Annotated in this window: 16 protein-coding genes; 2 read left to right on the forward strand and 14 right to left on the reverse strand. The window is 34.2% G+C overall.

Going from position 1 to position 20,037, the window contains the following annotated elements:
• Positions 1 to 270: 270 nt before the first annotated feature.
• The 7 genes from CQ058_RS08805 to CQ058_RS08835 all read right to left on the reverse strand — a co-directional run bounded on the left by CQ058_RS08805 (position 271) and on the right by CQ058_RS08835 (position 8,814).
• Positions 271 to 1,986, reverse strand: coding sequence for a peptide ABC transporter substrate-binding protein (locus CQ058_RS08805; protein WP_002190362.1), 1,716 nt, complete (start codon positions 1,984 to 1,986; stop codon positions 271 to 273).
• 281 nt (positions 1,987 to 2,267) lie between these two features.
• Positions 2,268 to 3,965, reverse strand: a complete 1,698-nt coding sequence (locus CQ058_RS08810; protein ID WP_105589619.1) for a peptide ABC transporter substrate-binding protein — start codon at positions 3,963 to 3,965, stop codon at positions 2,268 to 2,270.
• A 348-nt stretch (positions 3,966 to 4,313) separates the two neighbouring features.
• A complete protein-coding gene (locus tag CQ058_RS08815) occupies positions 4,314 to 5,351 on the reverse strand; it encodes an LCP family protein (RefSeq protein WP_002192730.1) in 1,038 nt (345 codons plus the stop codon).
• 17 nt (positions 5,352 to 5,368) lie between these two features.
• Positions 5,369 to 6,367 carry a hypothetical protein gene (locus CQ058_RS08820; protein ID WP_002190364.1) on the reverse strand — a complete coding sequence of 333 codons (999 nt, stop codon included), beginning with the start codon at positions 6,365 to 6,367 and terminating at the stop codon, positions 5,369 to 5,371.
• Positions 6,368 to 6,379: 12 nt separating this feature from the next.
• The gene (locus CQ058_RS08825) at positions 6,380 to 6,913 is read right to left on the reverse strand and encodes an RNA polymerase sigma factor (protein WP_002190365.1); all 534 of its coding nucleotides are present in this window, start codon (positions 6,911 to 6,913) and stop codon (positions 6,380 to 6,382) included.
• A gap of 208 nt (positions 6,914 to 7,121) precedes the next feature.
• Complete coding sequence (locus CQ058_RS08830; protein ID WP_002190366.1) at positions 7,122 to 7,928, reverse strand: ABC transporter permease subunit; 807 nt, start codon at positions 7,926 to 7,928, stop codon at positions 7,122 to 7,124.
• Positions 7,921 to 8,814, reverse strand: a complete 894-nt coding sequence (locus tag CQ058_RS08835; protein ID WP_002190367.1) for an ABC transporter ATP-binding protein — start codon at positions 8,812 to 8,814, stop codon at positions 7,921 to 7,923. The genes CQ058_RS08830 and CQ058_RS08835 overlap by 8 nt, the downstream gene beginning before the upstream one ends.
• 137 nt (positions 8,815 to 8,951) lie before the next feature.
• Here CQ058_RS08835 and CQ058_RS08840 point away from each other — a divergent pair, with 137 nt between their 5' ends.
• Entirely contained in the window at positions 8,952 to 9,572 is a 621-nt protein-coding gene (locus tag CQ058_RS08840; RefSeq protein WP_012261391.1) for a TetR/AcrR family transcriptional regulator, read from the forward strand.
• Between the two features lie 88 nt (positions 9,573 to 9,660).
• Here CQ058_RS08840 and CQ058_RS08845 read toward each other — a convergent pair whose 3' ends face one another.
• Positions 9,661 to 10,635, reverse strand: coding sequence for a helix-turn-helix transcriptional regulator (locus CQ058_RS08845; RefSeq protein ID WP_002190369.1), 975 nt, complete (start codon positions 10,633 to 10,635; stop codon positions 9,661 to 9,663).
• A gap of 59 nt (positions 10,636 to 10,694) precedes the next feature.
• Here CQ058_RS08845 and CQ058_RS08850 point away from each other — a divergent pair, with 59 nt between their 5' ends.
• Positions 10,695 to 11,138, forward strand: a complete 444-nt coding sequence (locus CQ058_RS08850) for a VOC family protein (RefSeq protein ID WP_105589620.1) — start codon at positions 10,695 to 10,697, stop codon at positions 11,136 to 11,138.
• Between the two features lie 58 nt (positions 11,139 to 11,196).
• Here the strand turns inward: CQ058_RS08850 and CQ058_RS08855 are convergent, their stop codons facing one another.
• The 6 genes from CQ058_RS08855 to CQ058_RS08885 all read right to left on the reverse strand — a co-directional run bounded on the left by CQ058_RS08855 (position 11,197) and on the right by CQ058_RS08885 (position 20,035).
• Complete coding sequence (locus tag CQ058_RS08855) at positions 11,197 to 12,228, reverse strand: oxidoreductase (protein WP_002128492.1); 1,032 nt, start codon at positions 12,226 to 12,228, stop codon at positions 11,197 to 11,199.
• A 423-nt stretch (positions 12,229 to 12,651) separates the two neighbouring features.
• A complete protein-coding gene (gene parC / locus CQ058_RS08860; protein WP_002014315.1) occupies positions 12,652 to 15,075 on the reverse strand; it encodes a DNA topoisomerase IV subunit A in 2,424 nt (807 codons plus the stop codon).
• Between the two features lies 1 nt (position 15,076).
• Positions 15,077 to 17,041, reverse strand: coding sequence for a DNA topoisomerase IV subunit B (gene parE / locus CQ058_RS08865; protein WP_002087772.1), 1,965 nt, complete (start codon positions 17,039 to 17,041; stop codon positions 15,077 to 15,079).
• Positions 17,042 to 17,419: 378 nt separating this feature from the next.
• Positions 17,420 to 17,833, reverse strand: a complete 414-nt coding sequence (locus CQ058_RS08875) for a CoA-binding protein (RefSeq protein WP_002014313.1) — start codon at positions 17,831 to 17,833, stop codon at positions 17,420 to 17,422.
• 79 nt (positions 17,834 to 17,912) lie between these two features.
• Positions 17,913 to 19,154 (reverse strand): S1C family serine protease, encoded by a 1,242-nt coding sequence (locus tag CQ058_RS08880; protein ID WP_105589621.1) that lies wholly within the window; start codon positions 19,152 to 19,154, stop codon positions 17,913 to 17,915.
• A 203-nt stretch (positions 19,155 to 19,357) separates the two neighbouring features.
• Positions 19,358 to 20,035, reverse strand: a complete 678-nt coding sequence (locus tag CQ058_RS08885) for a response regulator transcription factor (RefSeq protein ID WP_002185181.1) — start codon at positions 20,033 to 20,035, stop codon at positions 19,358 to 19,360.
• Between the last annotated feature and the right edge of the window lie 2 nt (positions 20,036 to 20,037).

Raw genomic sequence — 20,037 nt, forward strand, 5'->3', positions numbered from 1 at the left:
ATTTTCTAAATATTTATTTTTTTATGATAATAACTTGCTATTTTACTATTACTACTATATGAATCATCCCCCGTCTACTATATGTAAACATATCCCCTCTTATTCTTCTCTATTGCTATGTTCTATATTTTTCTCATCAATATGAAATCTCTGCTATCATTTATCTATCCAATTGTTGAACTCCTTTCTAATTTCCATGTGCCTTATTCTCCTATTCATACAAAAAAAGCATTTCAAAAGCATATTAGCCACTTTTGAAATGCTTTCATGTTATTTCTTTCCGCCATCCTCAGTTACATACGCCCACTTAAAGCTATATTCTGGACTAATGTTGTGTTTCACAATTCCTTTTACATTCGGTTTCATTACGTACGCTCTTCCTGTTTGATATAAAGGAACTAATCCTGCATCTTCTTCAAGGAATATTTTTTCTGCTTTCCCTAACGTTTCCCAGCGCTTCTTCGGATCAGACAATAATTCATTACCTGCTTTTTGTACCATTTCATCGTATTTCGGATTTGAATAACTCATTTGGTTATATGGACTCTTCGATTCAAACATATCAATAAATGTCATTGGATCCGAATAATCTGGGCTCCAACCTGCAAATGAAACTTCATAATCTTGCGCTGACTCTAATTTTAATTTTTGTTTGAATGGCTGAATTTTCGTGGTAACTGTTACACCTTTTAAATTTTTCTCAATTTGATCTTTAAAGTAATCGGCAATCTTTTTCGCAGTTCCATCATCATAGCTTAGTAATTCAATTGTAACTTGATCTTTTCCAAGTTCCTTTTTCGCTTCTTCCCAAGCTGCTGCGCCTTTTTTCGTATCATATTTCAGACCATTTTTAAATGTATCTTGATAATCTTTACCATCCGGTCCTGTCGCAAGCCCTTTTGGAACCAATTGATCCGTTGCTTTTGATCCATTATTTAATATAACGTTTGCTAAACCTTTTTTATCAATTGATAATGCGATTGCTTCACGAAGTTTTTTGCTCTTTAACGGTGTATCTTGTCCATTACGCTTTTGATTTAAACGTAAGAAGAACGTACTTGCTTCTGAATACTCACCATATTCATCTTTGTTCGATTTATATTTATCTACAAATTCTCCTGATAATAATGTAAAGTCAATCGATCCTGTATCATATAAATTTACTTTTGTAGCCACTTCTTTTACAACGCTGTAATTAATTTCTTCTAATTTCACAGTCTTATTATCCCAATACTTATCATTTTTCTTCAGCTGCCAACCTTGTTCATGTTTCCACGATGCCATTACAAATGGCCCGTTATACAATGTTGTATCTGCTTCTAAACCGAATTTCTCTCCTTTTTCTTTTACGAACTTTTCATTTAAAGGATAATATGACGGGAATGCTAATAAATTTAAGAAGTACGGTACCGGTTTTTCTAATTCTACTTCTAGTGTATAATCATCTACCGCCTTTGCTCCTAATTCAGTTCCAGGTTTTTCTCCTTTATTAATCGCTTCTGCATTTTTAATATAGTAAGCAATAAATGCATATTCTGCCGCTGTGTTTTTATCAAGTAAGCGCTGCCATCCATATACGAAATCTTTCGCTGTTACAGGCTCTCCATTTGACCATTTTGCATCTTTACGCAGTTTAAACGTATATTTTTTACCATCTTCGCTTTTCGTACTTGATTCTGCAGCAGCCGGAATAGGCTTATTATCTTTATCAAGACGATATAATCCTTCCATTGTGTTCCCTAAAATTTGTGCCCCTAACGTATCAGTAGATTTAGAAGTGTCCATCGTCGGAATTTCTTGATTTTCCGTACGATTTAATACTTGCTTCGCTGCATATTTAATATCAGCTTTTTTTTCTTCCCCACTATTAGATGTAGTAGTCGTTTTCTTCTCCCCACCTGATCCAGAGCACGCTGTCAATGCAACACTCATTGCTAAAACTGGTACTACAACCGCTGTTAACTTTTTCATCTTTTTTCTCTTCATTTTTGTACCCTCCCTAATTATATGTACATTACCAACCCTTGAGAGACCCCTTGCTAACAATTAATTTTCTGAAAATTATAACTAATATTATTCTACTCTATTTTTCGTATTTGTAAATAGTTTTATTTTAAATATTCTGATTTTTATCTTCATAAATTAGTATGATTTATCCCCCATCTACTATATGTACGTACTATACGCCTTATTCTTCTCTATTTAACTGAGCTAAAAAAAAGCATTTCAAAGTAGCTAAGCTACTTTGAAATGCTTTTTTAACTCTATTATTTTTCAGTCACGTATGCCCACTTAAAGCTAAATTCTGGACTGATATTATGTTTTACTACACCTTTTACATTTGGTTGTAAAACATAAGAATCCCCACGTTGATATAAAGGTACAATCGCTACATCTTCTTCAAGTAATGTTTTTTCAGCTTTTCCTAACTCTTCCCAACGTTTCTTCGCATCGCTCATTAATTCCGTTCCAGCTTTTTTCACCATGCCGTCATATTTAGGGTCAGAGAAGCTCATTTGGTTATGAGAATGTCCAGTCTCAAACATATCTAAGAACGTCATTGGATCTGCATAATCTGGATTCCAACCACCGTATGAAATATCATATTGTTGCTCAGATTCTAATTTTAGTTTTTGCTTAAATGGTTGAAGTTTAATGTTAACTGTTACACCTTTTAAGTTCTTCTCAATTTGGTCCTTAATATATTCTCCAACTTTTTTCGCATTACCAGTATCATAGTTTAAGAATTCAATTGTAACTTGGTCTTTACCTAGCTCTTTTTTCGCTTCTTCCCAAGCTGTAGCAGCTTTTTTAGCATTTGGTTTTAAACCATTTTTAAACGTTTCTTGGAAGTCTTTACCGTCTGGTCCAGTTGCTAAACCTTTTGGTACTAAGAAGTCAGCTTCTTTTGATCCATCATTTAAAATTACGTTTGCTAAATTCTTTTTATCAACTGATAGTGCAATTGCTTCACGTAACTTTTTACTCTTTAATGGTGTATCTTGTCCATCACGTTTTTGGTTCATACGAATGAAATACGTACTCACTTGTGAATATGTTCCGAATTCATCTTTCTTATTTCTGTATTTATCTACGAACTCTCCAGTTAATAAAGCAAAGTCAACTTGACCGCTATCATATAAATTGATAAGAGTTGCTGGTTCTTTAACAACACTGAAGTTAACTTCTTCAAGTTTTACAGTCTTTTTATCCCAATATTGATCATTTTTCTTTAATTGCCATCCTTGTTCATGCTTCCAATCTTTAAGAACGAACGGTCCATTATAAACTGTTGTATCAGACTCTATACCGAACTTCTCCCCTTTTTCTTTTACGAATTTTTCATTTAATGGGTAGTACGATGGGAATGCTACTAAGTTTAAGAAGTACGGTACCGCTTGCTCTAATTCAACTTCAAGCGTAAGATCATCTACCGCTTTCACTCCTAATTCAGCTACAGGTTTTTCACCTTTATTAACCACTTCTGCATTTTTAATTGGGAATGCGATAAATGCATACTCAGCAGCTGTTTTTGGATCTAATAGACGTTGCCAAGCATATACGAAATCTTTCGCCGTTACTGGATCTCCATTTGACCATTTTGCATCTTTACGCAGTTTAAATGTATATTTTTTACCATCTTCACTTTTCGTGCTAGATTCTGCTGCAGCTGGAATAGGCTTATTATCTTTATCAAGACGATATAATCCTTCCATCGTATTCCCTAGCATTTGTGAAGATACTGTATCTGTTGATTTAGAAGAATCCATCGTTGGAATCTCTTGGTTTACTGTTCGATTCAACACTTGTTTTGCCGCTAATTTTCCCTCTGACTTGCTATCTCCACTTGAGTTTGTGCTTGTCTTTTTATCTCCGCCTGATGTAGAACATGCTGTTAATGCCATGCTCATTGCTAAAACCGGTACTACAACTGCTGTTAGTTTTTTCATTTTTTTCTTTTTCATTTTTGTACCCTCCCTAATTCTAAACGATAGCTATTTAAGAATTTTCTGATAATTCTGTTTTTCTTTATATATTTATCAGACGATTCTTACTACTTCTTATTCTACTAATTTTTTAAAATTTGTAAAGTGTTATTATTGAAAATTATTAAAAAATTATTTTCTTACAGTAATATTCATAAAAATTCCATATAGTTTTTTAACATCGTTTTTTATCATTACATATACACTAATTTAATAGTGTTAATGATACTTTCCAATAAATAGACTGTAGATTGTCGTTAATAAATAATGTATATTCTAGAGATCTCTTTCCTACAAAAACAAAAAAAAGCAGATATAGCATCCGCTTTAATTTCCCTCAATTTGCTTCTCACTTAATCCAAGATGTGTTCTGAGTGTATTACTCAAATTTTGCAAGTCTTTTTTATTAGGATTATAATAATATACACGCTTCCCATTTGGGCCATTTGGTAAATATAAATCATCACCGTTCAGTTGAATCTTCTCAACTGAACAATCTAAACCATATTTATAAAAAGATAAAATATCATCCAATGCTAAATTTGTTTTAAAATCGCCATCGACGGCCTCAACCATTTTCTCCAGTTTTGTAATAGACCCTACACTTTTTAATTTACTTAAAATCGCCTCAATAACAAGTTGTTGGCGCTGTCCCCTCATTGCATCACTATCAATATGACGAGTTCTCGCCAAAGCAAGTGCTTCTTCTCCCGTTAATTTTTGAACCCCTTTTTTCAAGTGAATCGTATCGGGTTCATCTTTACTATTTTGTTCAGTACATTCAACCGGGACATCTACCTCAACACCATCGAGCCCATCGACAATTTTAATAAATGACCCAAAATTAAATTTCACAAAATAATCTACCGGTACTTGCAGCAACTTTTCTACTGCCTCAACAGAAGCTTGTGGCCCTCCATCCTTTCCGTTTTTAACGAAACCACTTCCATATGCGTGTGTTATTTTATCTTTTTTCTTTTCGATTGGAACATATGTATAAGTATCTCTTGGTATACTGGTTAATTTCACTGTCTTATCTTCTTTATTAAACGTAGCTAACAATAATGCATCCGTATGAAATGCACCATTATAGCCCTTTTGCCGTTCTTGATTTTCATCAATCCCCATAATTAACATTGAAACGTTGTGTGTAATTGGCTTTACAGCTTTCTCACGTAAATTTGATTTTTCACCACGCGATAAGTTCAAATTAGATTTTTGTACGAGATTAGAAGTTTTCATATATACATAAGCACCATACCCAACTCCGCCAAATAGTAATACTCCTAACAATACACTTATGATCGTTGTCTTTTTATATTTTCGTTTATTTTTCTTTTCTCTTGAAGGAGAGGTATTCTCCATATAGTTCCCTCCGTTTTCTATTCATCTAATATGTTTTTCAATTTTTCATAATTAGTGCTATCCTTTTGAAATACATTCTCTTTCAATCCTTTGTTTATTTGTATCCATTCAGTCGTAATCGAATATTGAATCATACCTTCATGGAAACTAAGGAACTTCAACATAATCCCCGTATTTTTCTCTACAACCATTTCAAATTTCCCACTCAAATCTTCAGATGTACTTACAGGCATTTCTATGTTTATTACCCCTTCTATTTTGTAGCAATCGAGTCCAAGATACTTCGTTTCTTTATAACTCCAATCTTTATATCGAATTAATAGATCAGCAAATTCTGATTGAATACTGTACTTAGCGAATCCCACATATTCGTCATCATACCGTTTCTTCTCACTTGATTTTCTCAATAACCTTTCCGTAGGGCTTAATTTTAATAGTTCATTATTTCTTTCTTTTGGACTCCATCTCGTCTCTTTATACGTATTATTCTTATCATTAAACTCTTTTTTTCCTTCCTCGCTATAAATCATCGTGCTTTTTTTCGATAGCTTGTCTTCTTTAGATGAAATACCACTTTGTTTCTCCGTATCAATCGCATATTTATATGTTGTAGCAATTCTTGTAGAGCTAGAATATTCTTCGAATTGCCCTGAAACATTTTGGAAATGATCAATTGAATCAAGCATCTTTTGATGAATCTTTTCCTTATCTGGATAATTGACGTTCGACTTTATTTCTTCTTCATTCTCATAATCAGAAAATGCATTCTTCTTTACGTAATTAAACATCCCTCCATTTTGTGCAAAGCTCTGTATAGAAAACTCAGACATAGATACAATTGATAGCGTTAGAACAGCGGCACTAATAAACATCATATGTACTCTATAACTCTTTCTTTTTACAGGAAGATTATGAAGTGTATCATTAATTTTTTCATTTAGTGCCTGTGGCAATACGGTATTATCCTTTTCTATTCTCTTTTTTAATTTTTCATCAAATAATTTTTCTTTATCCATTTTAACCACCTCCTACTCCATCTTTAATCGCTCTTCTAATTGTTCCCTTGCACGTGACAATCTTGATTTAACCGTTCCTTTTGGAATTTCTAAAAGCGTTGCAATACTTTCTTGATTCATATCTTCATAATAATAAAGTACAGTTACAGCTCTTAGTTCTTCCGTTAAAGACTGAATAGCATTACAAAGGTCAATATCTTCATATTGATCGAACGCCACCATATTACTATCATGATCCTCAATTACAATTACTTTTTTATAAGAGCGAATTATATTGTTACACTCATTTATTAAAATTCTAATGAGCCAAGTTTGAAAAAATTCTTCCTTTTTCAGTTTTTTTATATTTTCATAAGCTTTTAAAATTGTTGCCTGCATCGCATCCTCTATATTCGTCTCATCACATAACATCGCCTTCGCAATGCGATACATCTTTACTTTTTCTGTATGTATAAGTGTCATAAAAGCCTCGTGATTACCCTTTTTTGCTAAAGAAACATCCGTTTCTTCTTTTACAATCATCTTATATAAAGGAATTACTTTCACAATTGGTCCTCCTGTTTCAGCCTCTCTATTAATTAAACTTTACACATATTAGACGGAGTATCCTAGAAAAAGGTTCAATTCTTTTGAATATTTCTACAAGAAAAAATGTAAACATTCCATTTTGACTATCTACTTAAATGTTTCTCTAAAAGATATCCCTTCGAATTTACAAACAAAAAAAGCCCACTTTCTCAGTGGACTTTCTAATTTACAACGGTAAATCCCTCTTCCTAAACACTACAATTGCTACTATGAAGATACAAAGTGCTCCAGCAGTTAAGCCTATACTTACTGGCCATATATTATATGTTCCTTCAGCAATTTCTTTCGGACGAAACAATGTAAATAAAGATATATTTCTCATCCACTCTAACTTATCACTTAATTTCCCTACCATATCTAATACGAAAAATAAGATTGTTAAACTGGCTGAGTAGCTAAGTGCCTTTCTTTCATCATTACATATACAAGAAAAGAAAAATGAATAGGCACTAACTACTAAAAATATAAGCCCTCCAACTACATTTATTTTCAAAAATAATTCTTTATTTAAGTTATTATCTTTTAAAAACCAATCTGCACCTAATATACCAGCTACATAAGTGACAATTACAATTATTAGTAGCCCCAATATGAGAACAGTAGCTTGTGTAATTGCAATTTGCACCCTGGATACAGGTGTTGCTAATAAATATGCCATCGCCCCTTTATCTACATGACGAGCAATTAGATGCGTTGCAACCGTGACACAAAAAATTGTTAAAATGATAATAAACAATAGACTATAATATTCACCAGCTAAAAAATCCATTACATTTTGAATCGGACCTTCCATTCCAACAATTTTTTTCACACTATCAGGCATGGCACTTATTAATTCATTTAAACCTTTGGCTGAAACCATCGATGGGAATATCCAAATTAATAACCATAAATAAAGAGCTGCACCAGTAGCATAGCTGAATATACTTTTTTTCGTTTCTTTCAAACTAGCTAAAAATAGTTGTTTATTCATGCTTTACCCCTTCTTTCTTCTCGTAATAATGCATAAATAAATGTTCTAAATCCGTCGCTCTCGTTTGAAGTGCAGTTACATTATAGTTTGAAAGTATTTGTAAAACAGTTTGATAGTTTCCTTGCACAATAATTGACGCCTCTCTACCTTTCATTCCTTCAAATTGCAAATCACATTGTTTAAGAGATTCGATTTCTTCTTGAGATGATACTGTTACATCTATCACCTGTCTTCTCATGCCTTGTAAATCATGAATGTTTTCAACGGTTACAAGACAACCATCTTTAATAATAGCTACTCTGTCACAAGTTCTCTCAATTTCAGTGAAAATATGTGATGACATAAGGATTGTTTTTCCTCTTTGCTTTTCCTCTAATATTAAATCTATAAATACTTGTTGCATAAGTGGATCGAGTCCTGATGTCGGTTCATCTAAAATTAACACTTCTGGATCATGCATAAATGCCGCAACTATACCTACTTTTTGTTTCATTCCTTTAGACATTTTTCGAATTGGTGTTTTCACCTCGAACTGCAAACGTTCTATCAATTCATCTCGTCTTTTTATATTTTTTAACCCACGCATTCCTTGCATCAAATTTAATAACTCTAATCCATTCATTCCTTCAATAAAAGAAATTTCTCCTGGTAAATAGCCAACTTCTCTTTGAATTTTCGCAGCATCTTCCCAACAATCTAATCCGAAAATTGTCGCTTTACCAGCCGTCGGTTTTATAAATCCCATTAAATTACGAATCGTTGTTGATTTCCCAGCACCATTTGGTCCTAAGTAGCCAAAAACTTCTCCTTCTTTCACTTCAAATGTAATATCAAACAAGCCTTTTCCATTTGAAAACTGTTTTGTAACATTTTGAACTGAAATCATAAACCCACCTCATTTTTTGAAATATTTAACATGTGATATTTCAAAATTATTGTACTCCTCATCTTTCATATTCGCAACAACTTTTTGAAATATTTATATGTCCATATTTCAAAAATATTGTTTTCAATTATTTTTTCTTGTATATTTTAATTGAGGTGATTGCATTGAACGGCTTTGAAAAAGTGAAAGAAAAGAAAAAACGTGCTATTAAAGAGGCGGCCTTCTTATTATTTTCAGAACGTGGATTTAATGAAGTGAAAATAGAGCATATTGCAAAAGAAGCAAACGTTTCTCAAGTTACCATTTATAATCATTTCGGAAGTAAAGAAGCATTATTTAGAGAGCTTATACAAGAATTTATAACATCTGAATTTCAATATTATAAAAAACTTGCAGAGGAAAAATTACCTTTTCATGAGATGATGCAAAAAATGATTGTAAGAAAAATGAATACTGGTGGGTTATTTCAGCCGGATATGTTACTACAAATGATGCAAAGAGACGAAGCGCTCCGAGAATTTATTTATAGTTATCAAAACGAAAAAATCTTACCTTGGTATTTAGAAATATTAGAACAAGCACAGCGCAAAAATGAAATTAATCCACACCTTTCAAAAGAAATGATGTTACTTTACATTCAAATGTTCACTAAATTAGGTGATGATTTCGGGGCACAGCTTCTTGAAGGAGATCGAGAAAAACATATACAAGATGTAGTTACGATGTTTTTTTATGGACTTTCCGTCCCAGAAAAATAATTTTTTCTAAAGAACAAACAAAATCATAAAAAAGCCCTTTGGATATTTAAATCTCAAGGGCTTTTTGGTGTTAAAAAAATTATTAATACTAATTTTCTCTTAACGAAGTTAAATGCTGCTTTATAGATAATACCTTATTATAGATTAACTCTTTTAGCATAACAGGCTGAATTGAGATAATCGTTTCTCCGAAATTCAGAAAATAGTTCGAGATAAAATCAACTTCTTGTTTATTAAAATAGCCTGTTATAATGTAATTTTCGTTTTCTTTTTGTATCTTCATGGAAGGATAATTCTCTTTATCAAAAATGTCTTTTCCTTTTTGATTAACAACGACAATAAAATCAGTTGCATCAGGCCTTCTATGAAAATTAGTAAGATAACTTAACAATTCTTCAAGATTTTTTGAATTAGTATTGCTTGTTTCCACAATAGAAAGAATTTTATCACATCTAATTATTTGAACATGATTTGTCTCAAAATTAAAGATTTTAGCATACCACTGTCCAAATTTAGATTCTATTCGAATAAATTGGGCGACCAATACTTTCTCCTCATCTTTTTTTAAATATGTTAAATGATAAACTCGCTCAGCAAAAATCCCCTGTAAAAGTTCTTTTAAGAACGGACTAAAGTTACTATGATTTGTTACTTCAAAGGAAAGCGTTCGTTCCATGATTGAAATATTTTTACTCACATTATCAGGTAATACATGTTTAAATTTATTTTCAAGCGCAATACTTTCTATATTAAATGGCTTTGTTTTGTATCCATTTAATGTAAGCATCGAAAAGTATAACGCATACATTTCATCCACACTAAAATATATTGGTGATAACACACTATTTTCTATAATTTTATAACTCCCATTTCTACCTAGTTCAGAATATATTGGTACACCTATTTCTTCTAATGATTGAATATCTCGTAGAGCGGTACTTTTAGAAATATCATATCTAACCATTAAATCTTTTAAATTAAAATATCTTTTATTATTTAAGAAAATAAGCATATCATTTATTCGTTCAGTTTTTTTCATATTTCCCTCCATAAAAGGTGTCATGTATTGAAACCTTTTTAGTCTATATTATAATTATTAACTAATAAAGGAGTTATATATTTATGACATTAGAAATAGCTATTTTTCTTTCAATGAATGGGCAAGCAAAGGAGGCAATTAATTTTTATACACGTAATTTAGAGGCCAAGAAGTTAATGATTGTTACGTATGAAGAACTGGCCAAAAGAGATAGTTCTTTTGAAATTACAAGTGAAAATAAAGATCATATTGCCCACTCTGTTTTACAAATTGGGAATACAAAGCTAATGATAGCCGAAGATACAATGAACCCTACTGAACGTTATAGCGTTGGAAATAACATGTCACTTTGCATTCAAAGTGCTAATTTAGAAGAAATACAAAGATTTTATAATAATTTAATTTCCGATAAGCATGTGAAAATAATCTCTCCACTAGAAAAAAATGTATTTAGTGAAGCATATGGTATTATTGAAGATCCTTACGGCATACAAATCCAGTTAATGTATGATAAACGACTAAACTAAATAATGAGTCATATTCGCATATTCCTAATAAAAAAAGACACGAAATTCGTGTCTTTTTTTATTTTACCGCAATGACTCTACCCGTTTCACTACTTTCAGTCGCCAATTGAATCAATTTAATAACGTCTAAACCTTCTTGAGCAGTTACAGGTAGTTTTTCACCATTTAATATGCTATCTCGCACGCCTTTATAATACATGTCATAGCAGCCGACTTCTGTTGGAATACGCTCTAAGCTTTCTTCTGTTTCTAAAGTAGCAAAATTCTCTTCAGAGTCTGCTCCATAACCATTATCCCCTGGCTTCATTCCAGTCTTTAATTGTTCTTCCTGTGAATCCATACCATACTTCACGATAGAACCTTTATCTCCATGCAGTGTAAAATGTGGTCCAGCTTGCTTTACGTAACTGCTACTATGTAAAATAACGCGCTTCACTCCATAGTGAAGTACAACATGGAAGTAATCATCCACTTCTGCACCTGGTCGTTGTTTTATTACATCTGCGCTTATCGCATCTGGTTTCCCAAATAATGATAATGCTTGGTCAATTAAATGCGATCCTAAATCATATAATATACCTGATCCTGGTAAGTTCTTTTCTCTCCAGCGATCGCGTACATGTGGGCGGAAACGATCGAAATGCGCTTCATATGCGTATACATTCCCTATTCTTTTTTCTTGTAATAATTTCTTTATCGTTAAGAAATCATTATCCAAACGGCGATTATGATACACACTTAAAACGACATTATGTCGGTTCGCTAATGAAATAAGTTCTTCTCCTTCTTCAATTGAAACAACGAATGGTTTTTCCACAACAACATGCTTACCGTGTACAATTGCTTCTTTTACATATGGAAAATGGGTTGTATTCGGCGAAGTAATGACCACTAAGTCAATATCAGCTCGATTTACTAATTCATCAATTGTACCAACAACTTCAGCATTTGGTAATGCTTGTTTCACTACTTCTTCTTTTGATGATAAAATAGCACGAATATCGTATTCTTCTATCGTTTGTAATAACGGGATGTGAAATGTTGTACTAGAAAATCCAAATCCTACAATCCCTACACCTATTTTTTTCATGTTGCCCCTCCATTTGTCCCGCTTTAACGGGCAGTAAGATTCCTAACTCAAAATTCAACGAAAGCAAAGAAATTAGGTGAGGAATCAACTGCTCGTAAAAGCCCGATTGGCTCAACTAATAATCAGTGGGGATAAAGAAAATCCCCACTGATTAAAGTTTCACTTTATGAGAACGATTTCATTTCATTATTATAACAAGATTATTTTTATATACATAATGATTTGCTTAGAAAAAAGCATCTTGCTATCATTCATAGCAAGATGCTCCCTTTATCCCGCATTAACGCGCAGTAAGACTCCCACCTCAAAATAAGGGGAATGCGAGGGAGTTAGGCGGGAGACCAACTGCCCGTAAAAGCCCGATTGGTGAAGGCTAATAATCAGTGGGGGATGGAAAAAACCCCCACTGATTAAAGTTTCACTTTATTCCGTTCTTTTCTTTGTCCACGTTTCAATTACTTCACCAGTATCATTAACATCTAGTACTAAACTACCATTACTATACCGGTCTTTATTTCGAAACGCTTTCGGATCAATTTCTTCTACAATGTGTTTCTCTGTCTTCATGTAAACTAATTCATCATCTCGAACAATTTCAATACCGACAATGCGGTACGGATTACGTTTTAACTCTTTAAAAATTACAAGGCCTCGCTTCGCCCTCGTTGATTTCTCAATTTCCGATGCCTTTATACGTTTCACAGCACCTCGCTGCGTAACGAGAATAAGTTGATCTTTTTCACCATTTAACGGTTTACCAGAAGCAACATAGTCATCTTCTTTTAAATTAATTGCTTTCACACCAGCTGCTCTGACACCAACTGGACTTACTTCTTCTTCATTGAATACAAGTGCATATGCACCATGTGTTGCAAGAACAATATCACTTGTCCCATCTGTCGCAAATATATCAACAACTTCATCATCTTTTTTCAAGTTTACAGCAACGAATGCCCGTGAATAACGCTGCACTTTATATTGGTTTAATTCTGTTTTCTTAATCATACCGTTTCGTGTAACAAATACGATAAATCGTTTTTCTTCTTCAAAATTCGGTACGACTGTTGCCCAAATTAACGATTCATCTCGCTCGAGTGAAACAAGATTCGCAACGTGTTGACCTAAATCTTTCCAACGAATTTCTGGCATTTCATACACAGGAAGATAAATATAATTTCCTTTGTTCGTAAATAAAAGAACGGTTTCTGTCGTGTTTGTATCGAAACGCTCAAGTAAGATGTCACCCTCTTTCATACCGAAGTATTTCCCGTTCGATGCATTATGCGAACGCCAACCTGTTCGTTTCACATAGCCTTCTTTCGTTACAGTAACGATGACATCTTCTTGCGGAATCATAACTTCCACATCGATTTTAATTTCTTCAATTTCCTCTTCAATTATCGCACGGCGATTATCACTATATGTTTTCTTTACTCTCTTCAAATCTGTTTTAATAACTTGAAAAAGTCTTTTTTCACTTTGTAAAATTGACTGTAACTCTATAATTTTCTTACTAAGTTCCGCTGCTTCTTGCTCTAGCGCTGTAATATCTGTATTTGTTAAACGATATAATTGCAGTGAAACAATTGCTTCTGACTGCGCCTCTGTAAATCCAAATTTCGCACTTAAATTATCTTTCGCGTTACGCTTATCTTTAGACCCACGGATCGTTTCAATCACTTCATCTAAAATTGATAATGCTTTCTTTAAACCTTCTACAATATGCTGACGATTTTCTGCTTTTCTTAATTCATATTGTGAGCGTCTTGTAACAACTTCTTTCTGATGTCCAATATATGCATCCAAAATCTTAGGTAATGTCATAAGTGTCGGACGACGATTATTTATCGCTACCATATTAAAGTTGTATGGAATTTGTAAATCTGTATTTTTATATAAATAATTTAAAATACCTTCAGCATTCGCTTCTTTTTTTAATTCTACAACGATACGAAGACCTGTACGATCTGTCTCATCACGTACTTCAGCAATTCCATCTAGCTTTTTATCTATACGTAATTCATCCATTTTCTTAACAAGATTCGCTTTATTTACTTCGTACGGAATTTCTGTAATAACGATTTGTTGCTTCCCGCCACGAATCGTTTCAACCTCTGCTTTTCCGCGAATAATAATTTTACCTTTACCTGTTTCATACGCTTTTTTAATGCCATCTATCCCTTGTATAATACCACCTGTAGGGAAATCTGGTCCTTTAATAACTGTTAACAAGTCCTCCACAGAACTATTCGGTTGATCGATACGCATAATTGTAGCATCAATTACTTCTCCAAGATGATGCGGTGGAATTTCTGTTGCATAACCAGCGGAAATCCCTGTAGATCCGTTCACTAATAAATTCGGGAACATTGCCGGTAATACAATAGGTTCTTCACTCGTATCATCAAAGTTTGACACGAATTCTACTGTTTCTTTATCAAGATCACGTAATAACTCAGATGCGATTGGTGATAAACGTGCTTCCGTATAACGCATTGCCGCTGCTGGATCCCCATCAACACTACCGTTATTTCCGTGCATTTCAACTAAAACATTACGTACTTTCCAAGTTTGACTTAAACGGACCATCGCCTCATATACAGAGGAATCACCATGTGGATGATAATTACCGATAACATTACCTACTGTTTTAGCTGATTTACGAAACGCTTTATCATGTACGTTTCCTTCTACATACATAGAATATAAAATACGTCTTTGTACCGGTTTTAAACCGTCACGCGCATCTGGAAGCGCGCGGTCTTGAATAATATATTTACTATAACGTGCAAAGCGGTCACCTAACACGTCTTCAAGCGGGAGGTCATGAAACTTCTCTGCCTGCATGTTATTCCACCTCCGTCTCCATAATCATTTCATTTTCTAAAATATTTCCTTCTTCTTGCATACCAAATTGTACATTACGCTCAATCCATTTACGGCGAGGTTCTACTTTATCCCCCATCAATGTCGTAACTCGGCGCTCAGCTCTTGATGCATCGTCAATTTTCACACGGATTAACGTACGTGTTTCAGGGTTCATCGTTGTTTCCCATAATTGATCGGCATTCATTTCGCCAAGTCCTTTATAGCGCTGCAACATGTAGCCTTTACCGACCTTTTTCGTTACACCACCTAATTCTTCATCAGACCATGCATACTCAATTACTTCACTTTTCCCTTTTCCTTTACTTACTTTATATAAAGGTGGAAGTGCGATAAATACTTTACCAGCTTCAATAAGTGGTTTCATATAACGGTAGAAGAACGTCAGTAGTAACACTTGAATATGTGCTCCATCCGTATCTGCATCGGTCATAATAACAACTTTATCGTAGTTAATATCTTCAACAGCGAACTCATTCCCTACGCCGCCGCCAATTGCGTAAATAATCGTATTGATCTCTTCATTCTTAAAAATATCAGCAAGCTTTGCTTTTTCCGTGTTAATTACTTTACCACGTAATGGTAGCACCGCTTGGAAACGACGATCTCGCCCTTGCTTTGCTGAACCACCAGCCGAGTCACCCTCTACTAAATACAATTCGTTTTTCTGAGGATTACGTGATTGTGCAGGTGTTAACTTCCCGCTCAAAGTACCTTCTGATTTTTTCTTCTTCTTACCAGTACGCGCTTCTTCTCTCGCTTTACGAGCAGCCTCACGTGCTTGTGCTGCTTTAATTGCCTTTCTCACAAGAAGTGTAGCTACATCCGGGTTTTCTTCTAAAAAGTAAGCTAAATGCTCAGATACAATTGCATCAATTGAAGAACGAGCTTCACTTGTACCTAGTTTCCCTTTCGTTTGCCCTTCAAACTGGAGTACATCTTCTGGTACACGTACAGAAACAATCGAAGCTAATCCTTCTCGAATATCTGTACCCTCTAAATTTTTGTCTTTTTCTTTTAATAAAGAAACTTTACGAGCATACTCATTGAACACACGTGTCATTGCTGTTTTAAATCCAGCTTCGTGTGTACCACCGTCTTTTGTACGTACATTATTTACAAACGAAAGAATGTTTTCTGAGTAACCATCATTAAACTGAAAGGCTAACTCTGCTTCAATTCCATTTTGCTCACCCGAGAAATATACAACTGGATGAATCGAATCTTTCTCTTCGTTTAAGTATGAAACGAAAGCCTCAATTCCTGTTTCATAATGAAACACATCTTCTAAATCATTACGTTCATCTTTTATCGAGATTTTCATTCCTTTTAATAAGAATGCAGATTCACGTAATCTCTCACATAATGTTTCATAATTATAATTTGTTGTGCTGAAAATAGTTGTATCTGGTTTGAAGTGCATCGTTGTACCAGACTCTTTCGTTTTCCCGATTTTCTCTAACGTCGTTGCAGGAGTACCACCATTTTCAAAGCGTTGTTCATAAATGCTACCATCTCGCTTAATCGTTACTACTAGCCATTCTGATAAGGCGTTTACAACTGATGCCCCAACACCGTGTAAACCACCACTCGTTTTATAGCCTCCTTGGCCAAACTTACCACCAGCATGAAGTACTGTTAAAATAACTTCAGGTGTCGGCTTTCCAAGCTTATGCATTCCCGTAGGCATTCCTCGCCCTTTATCAATTACGCTAATACTATTATCTTTATGTATTACGACAGAAATTTCGTCGCCAAATCCCGCTAATGCTTCATCAACGGAGTTATCTACTATTTCATATACTAAATGATGCAATCCACGGCTATCCGTACTCCCGATATACATACCCGGGCGTTTTCGAACGGCTTCAAGTCCTTCTAACACTTGAATTGCATCTTCATTATATTGGAACTGATGCTTCGCCAAACTCCTTGCCCCTTTCCTAATCAAATCAGAACATATGTTTCTATTATAGAATAACGCCTCGACTATAGTTTTGGCAAGTTATCTTATCTCTTTTATATACTATTTTCAATAGAAAAATCCTTGTTTTTTTTCACAAGGATTCCTCTAGGCTACTATTTCAGAAAAATAATCGTTTGTCAACGAGAAATGGATATGTATTCCAACATTATACATTCCAAACCTTTATCATGATCCAAATGATCAATATCCAAAATGGGATAACAAGTAACAATCCCCAAAAACAGCCTTTAAAAAATCTCATGATGAACACCTCGTTCATCCGCCCTACTTATGTAAAAAGCGAGGGCTGAATCAATCTTTCTATCTTTAAAATCTATACTATTTTGTCATTACATGCTCTACTTTAATGCAACGATCCATTATTACTGTGTACCCTTTTTCTTGTAAAAGTTTATATGTATCTTCATCTTGTACTCCTAATTGTGCCCAGAAAACATCTGCATCAATCTCTACAAACTCTTTCGCAACATCCTTTAAAAATTCTGAGCGACGAAACACATTTACAATATCAACATGTTCTTTAATATCCGTCAGTGAAGAAACCGCCTTTTCTCCGAGTACTTCATCTACTGTTGGATTTACTGGAATAATGCGGTACCCAGCATCTTGCATTGCTTTTGAAACCATATACGATGTGCGTTCTGGCTTATCTGATAATCCAACAACTGCAATCGTTTTACTTTTCTTTAATACTTCACCAATTTCCGTACGAGTTGGGTTTTCAATTATCATAATTTATCCCTCCTATTCCTTTAGTATATCCGATAAAGAAAGTCTCTTTCAACATGAAAGAGACTTTCTTTTATTCCGATTATTGATTCTTTGTAGCTGAATTATCTGCTAATGTAGCTGTTTTCGTCATTTTTTGGCCATTGCGATAGAATGTAACTTCTACTTTCTCGCCTACTTTTTTCTTTTCATATAAATATTTACGGAATTGAAGTGAATTCTCTACTTTTTGATCATCTAACGCTACTACTATATCATATTGCTCTAAACCAGCTTTTTCTGCAGGTGATATTGGATAAATTTTACCTAATACAACGCCGTTTGTTACTTCTTTCGGTACTTTCAATTGATTTACTGCATAAGCTTGCACATCTTCTAATGAAACGACACCTACTCCTAGTGCTGGACGTTTCACCACTCCTTCTTTTTCAAGGGATTCAATAACTGGCTTTGCAATATTAATTGGAATAGCAAATCCAATTCCTTCAACTTCTTGTTGTGCAATTTTACTTGAATTAATCCCAATTATTTCACCGTTTTGATTAAATAACGCACCACCACTATTACCTGGGTTAATCGCTGCATCTGTTTGAATAACTTGAGCATTCCAATCTGCACGCTTATCGCCATCAATATCTACTGGAATTTCACGTTCTTTGCTACTAATAATACCTTCTGTTACACTTCCATCAAACCCTAGTGGGTTACCGATTGCAATCGCTTTTTCACCCGCACGAAGTTTACTTGAATCACCTAAAGTGGCAACTTTATTTACATTAGATCCATCAATTTCTACAACCGCTAAATCTAACCAAGGGTCTTTCCCTACAAGCTTTGCATCTACCTTTTTACCATCACTTAGTTTTACAGCAAGTTTATTTGCTCCATCTACTACATGGTTGTTCGTTACAATATACGCTTTATTTCCTGCTTTTTTATAAATAACACCTGATCCTGAGCCAGCTTGTTGCTCTTGGCCTGTCGGTTGCATTGCAAATGGATCAACACTTTGTTGCATATTAATAACACCTACAACAACATCCTTCGCGCCTTCGATCATTCCCGGTAAATCAGTTTCATTTTTCGCTTTATTTACAACTGGAACTACAGTTCCTTCTACTTGTTTATTAGAATTGAATGACGAAACAGCTGCATTATTATTTTGCACCCATGGCATGTACGGTGCTGCAAAACTAATCGAAACCGCCCCGACTACAGCTCCAACTAAACCTGTGAAAAAATATCCTTTTTTACTACCTGATTTTTTCACTTCTCTCGTTTCACTATGCTCTTCATTCAAATTCCGTCCGTCGTAATATCCCATGTTTTATTTCCCCTCCCTGGTGAATTCGTACTTTCAGTATAGTCACATTTTGTGTCCTTCTTGTGAACTCATCGTGAAATCCAATTAAAAAAATACTCCTATCTACCATTGTAGACAAGAAAAGTATTTTTTGTACATTCCACCTACAAAGGAGAGTGTAAATTTGCTATATCCCAAAGCCGGGATGCATAGTAACTTAAAGGTTATTCTTCGAATTTGTAACCTACTCGAATAACAGTGCCGATATGCCTCGCCTTATCTCCTAGCTTATTTCGCAGTTTTTTAATATGTGTATCAACCGTTCGGTCATCACCGTAGTAATCATATCCCCATAACTGATCTAATAAATGTTGACGTGACAACACAATTCCTTTGTTCTCCATTAAATAAACAAGAAGTTCGAACTCCTTATGTGTCAATATAATTTCTTCACCATCTACTAAAACTGTTCTAGATAGTCGATTCACTTCTATTCCAGCTAAAGACATAGTATTTTCTTCTGATACTCCTACCGCTCCATCCGCACGTTTCAATAACGTCTTTGCACGAGCTACTAACACTTTCGGACTAAAAGGTTTTGTTACATACTCATCTGCACCTAGTTCAAAGCCTAGTAATGTATCATCCTCATCAGAACGTGCTGTCAGCATAATGATTGGTACCGCTGACTCTTTTCTAATTCGTCTACAAACAGACCAACCATCTATTTCTGGTAACATAATATCTAACATAATTAAATCAATTGTATGTTCAGCAAATAATTCTAGCGCTTTTTTTCCATCTTCCGCTTCGATTACTTCAAAGCCTTCATTACGAAAATAATCACTAACAATTTCACGTAATCTTCTTTCATCTTCAACAAGTAATACTGTTTTATTCATAT

This window comes from Bacillus sp. MYb56, from assembly GCF_002976445.1.
Taxonomy (GTDB): Bacteria; Bacillota; Bacilli; order Bacillales; family Bacillaceae_G; genus Bacillus_A; species Bacillus_A mycoides.

What these genes read in the sequence shown, in the direction of transcription:
- CQ058_RS08805 (WP_002190362.1), bottom strand. Translation starts at nt 1,986, where the DNA reads ATGAAGAGAAAAAAGATGAAAAAGTTAACAGCGGTTGTAGTACCAGTT.
- CQ058_RS08810 (WP_105589619.1), bottom strand. Translation starts at nt 3,965, where the DNA reads ATGAAAAAGAAAAAAATGAAAAAACTAACAGCAGTTGTAGTACCGGTT.
- CQ058_RS08815 (WP_002192730.1), bottom strand. Translation starts at nt 5,351, where the DNA reads ATGGAGAATACCTCTCCTTCAAGAGAAAAGAAAAATAAACGAAAATAT.
- CQ058_RS08820 (WP_002190364.1), bottom strand. Translation starts at nt 6,367, where the DNA reads ATGGATAAAGAAAAATTATTTGATGAAAAATTAAAAAAGAGAATAGAA.
- CQ058_RS08830 (WP_002190366.1), bottom strand. Translation starts at nt 7,928, where the DNA reads ATGAATAAACAACTATTTTTAGCTAGTTTGAAAGAAACGAAAAAAAGT.
- CQ058_RS08835 (WP_002190367.1), bottom strand. Translation starts at nt 8,814, where the DNA reads ATGATTTCAGTTCAAAATGTTACAAAACAGTTTTCAAATGGAAAAGGC.
- CQ058_RS08845 (WP_002190369.1), bottom strand. Translation starts at nt 10,635, where the DNA reads ATGACACCTTTTATGGAGGGAAATATGAAAAAAACTGAACGAATAAAT.
- CQ058_RS08850 (WP_105589620.1), top strand. Translation starts at nt 10,695, where the DNA reads ATGACATTAGAAATAGCTATTTTTCTTTCAATGAATGGGCAAGCAAAG.
- CQ058_RS08855 (WP_002128492.1), bottom strand. Translation starts at nt 12,228, where the DNA reads ATGAAAAAAATAGGTGTAGGGATTGTAGGATTTGGATTTTCTAGTACA.
- parC (WP_002014315.1), bottom strand. Translation starts at nt 15,075, where the DNA reads ATGCAGGCAGAGAAGTTTCATGACCTCCCGCTTGAAGACGTGTTAGGT.
- CQ058_RS08875 (WP_002014313.1), bottom strand. Translation starts at nt 17,833, where the DNA reads ATGATAATTGAAAACCCAACTCGTACGGAAATTGGTGAAGTATTAAAG.
- CQ058_RS08880 (WP_105589621.1), bottom strand. Translation starts at nt 19,154, where the DNA reads ATGGGATATTACGACGGACGGAATTTGAATGAAGAGCATAGTGAAACG.
- CQ058_RS08885 (WP_002185181.1), bottom strand. Translation starts at nt 20,035, where the DNA reads ATGAATAAAACAGTATTACTTGTTGAAGATGAAAGAAGATTACGTGAA.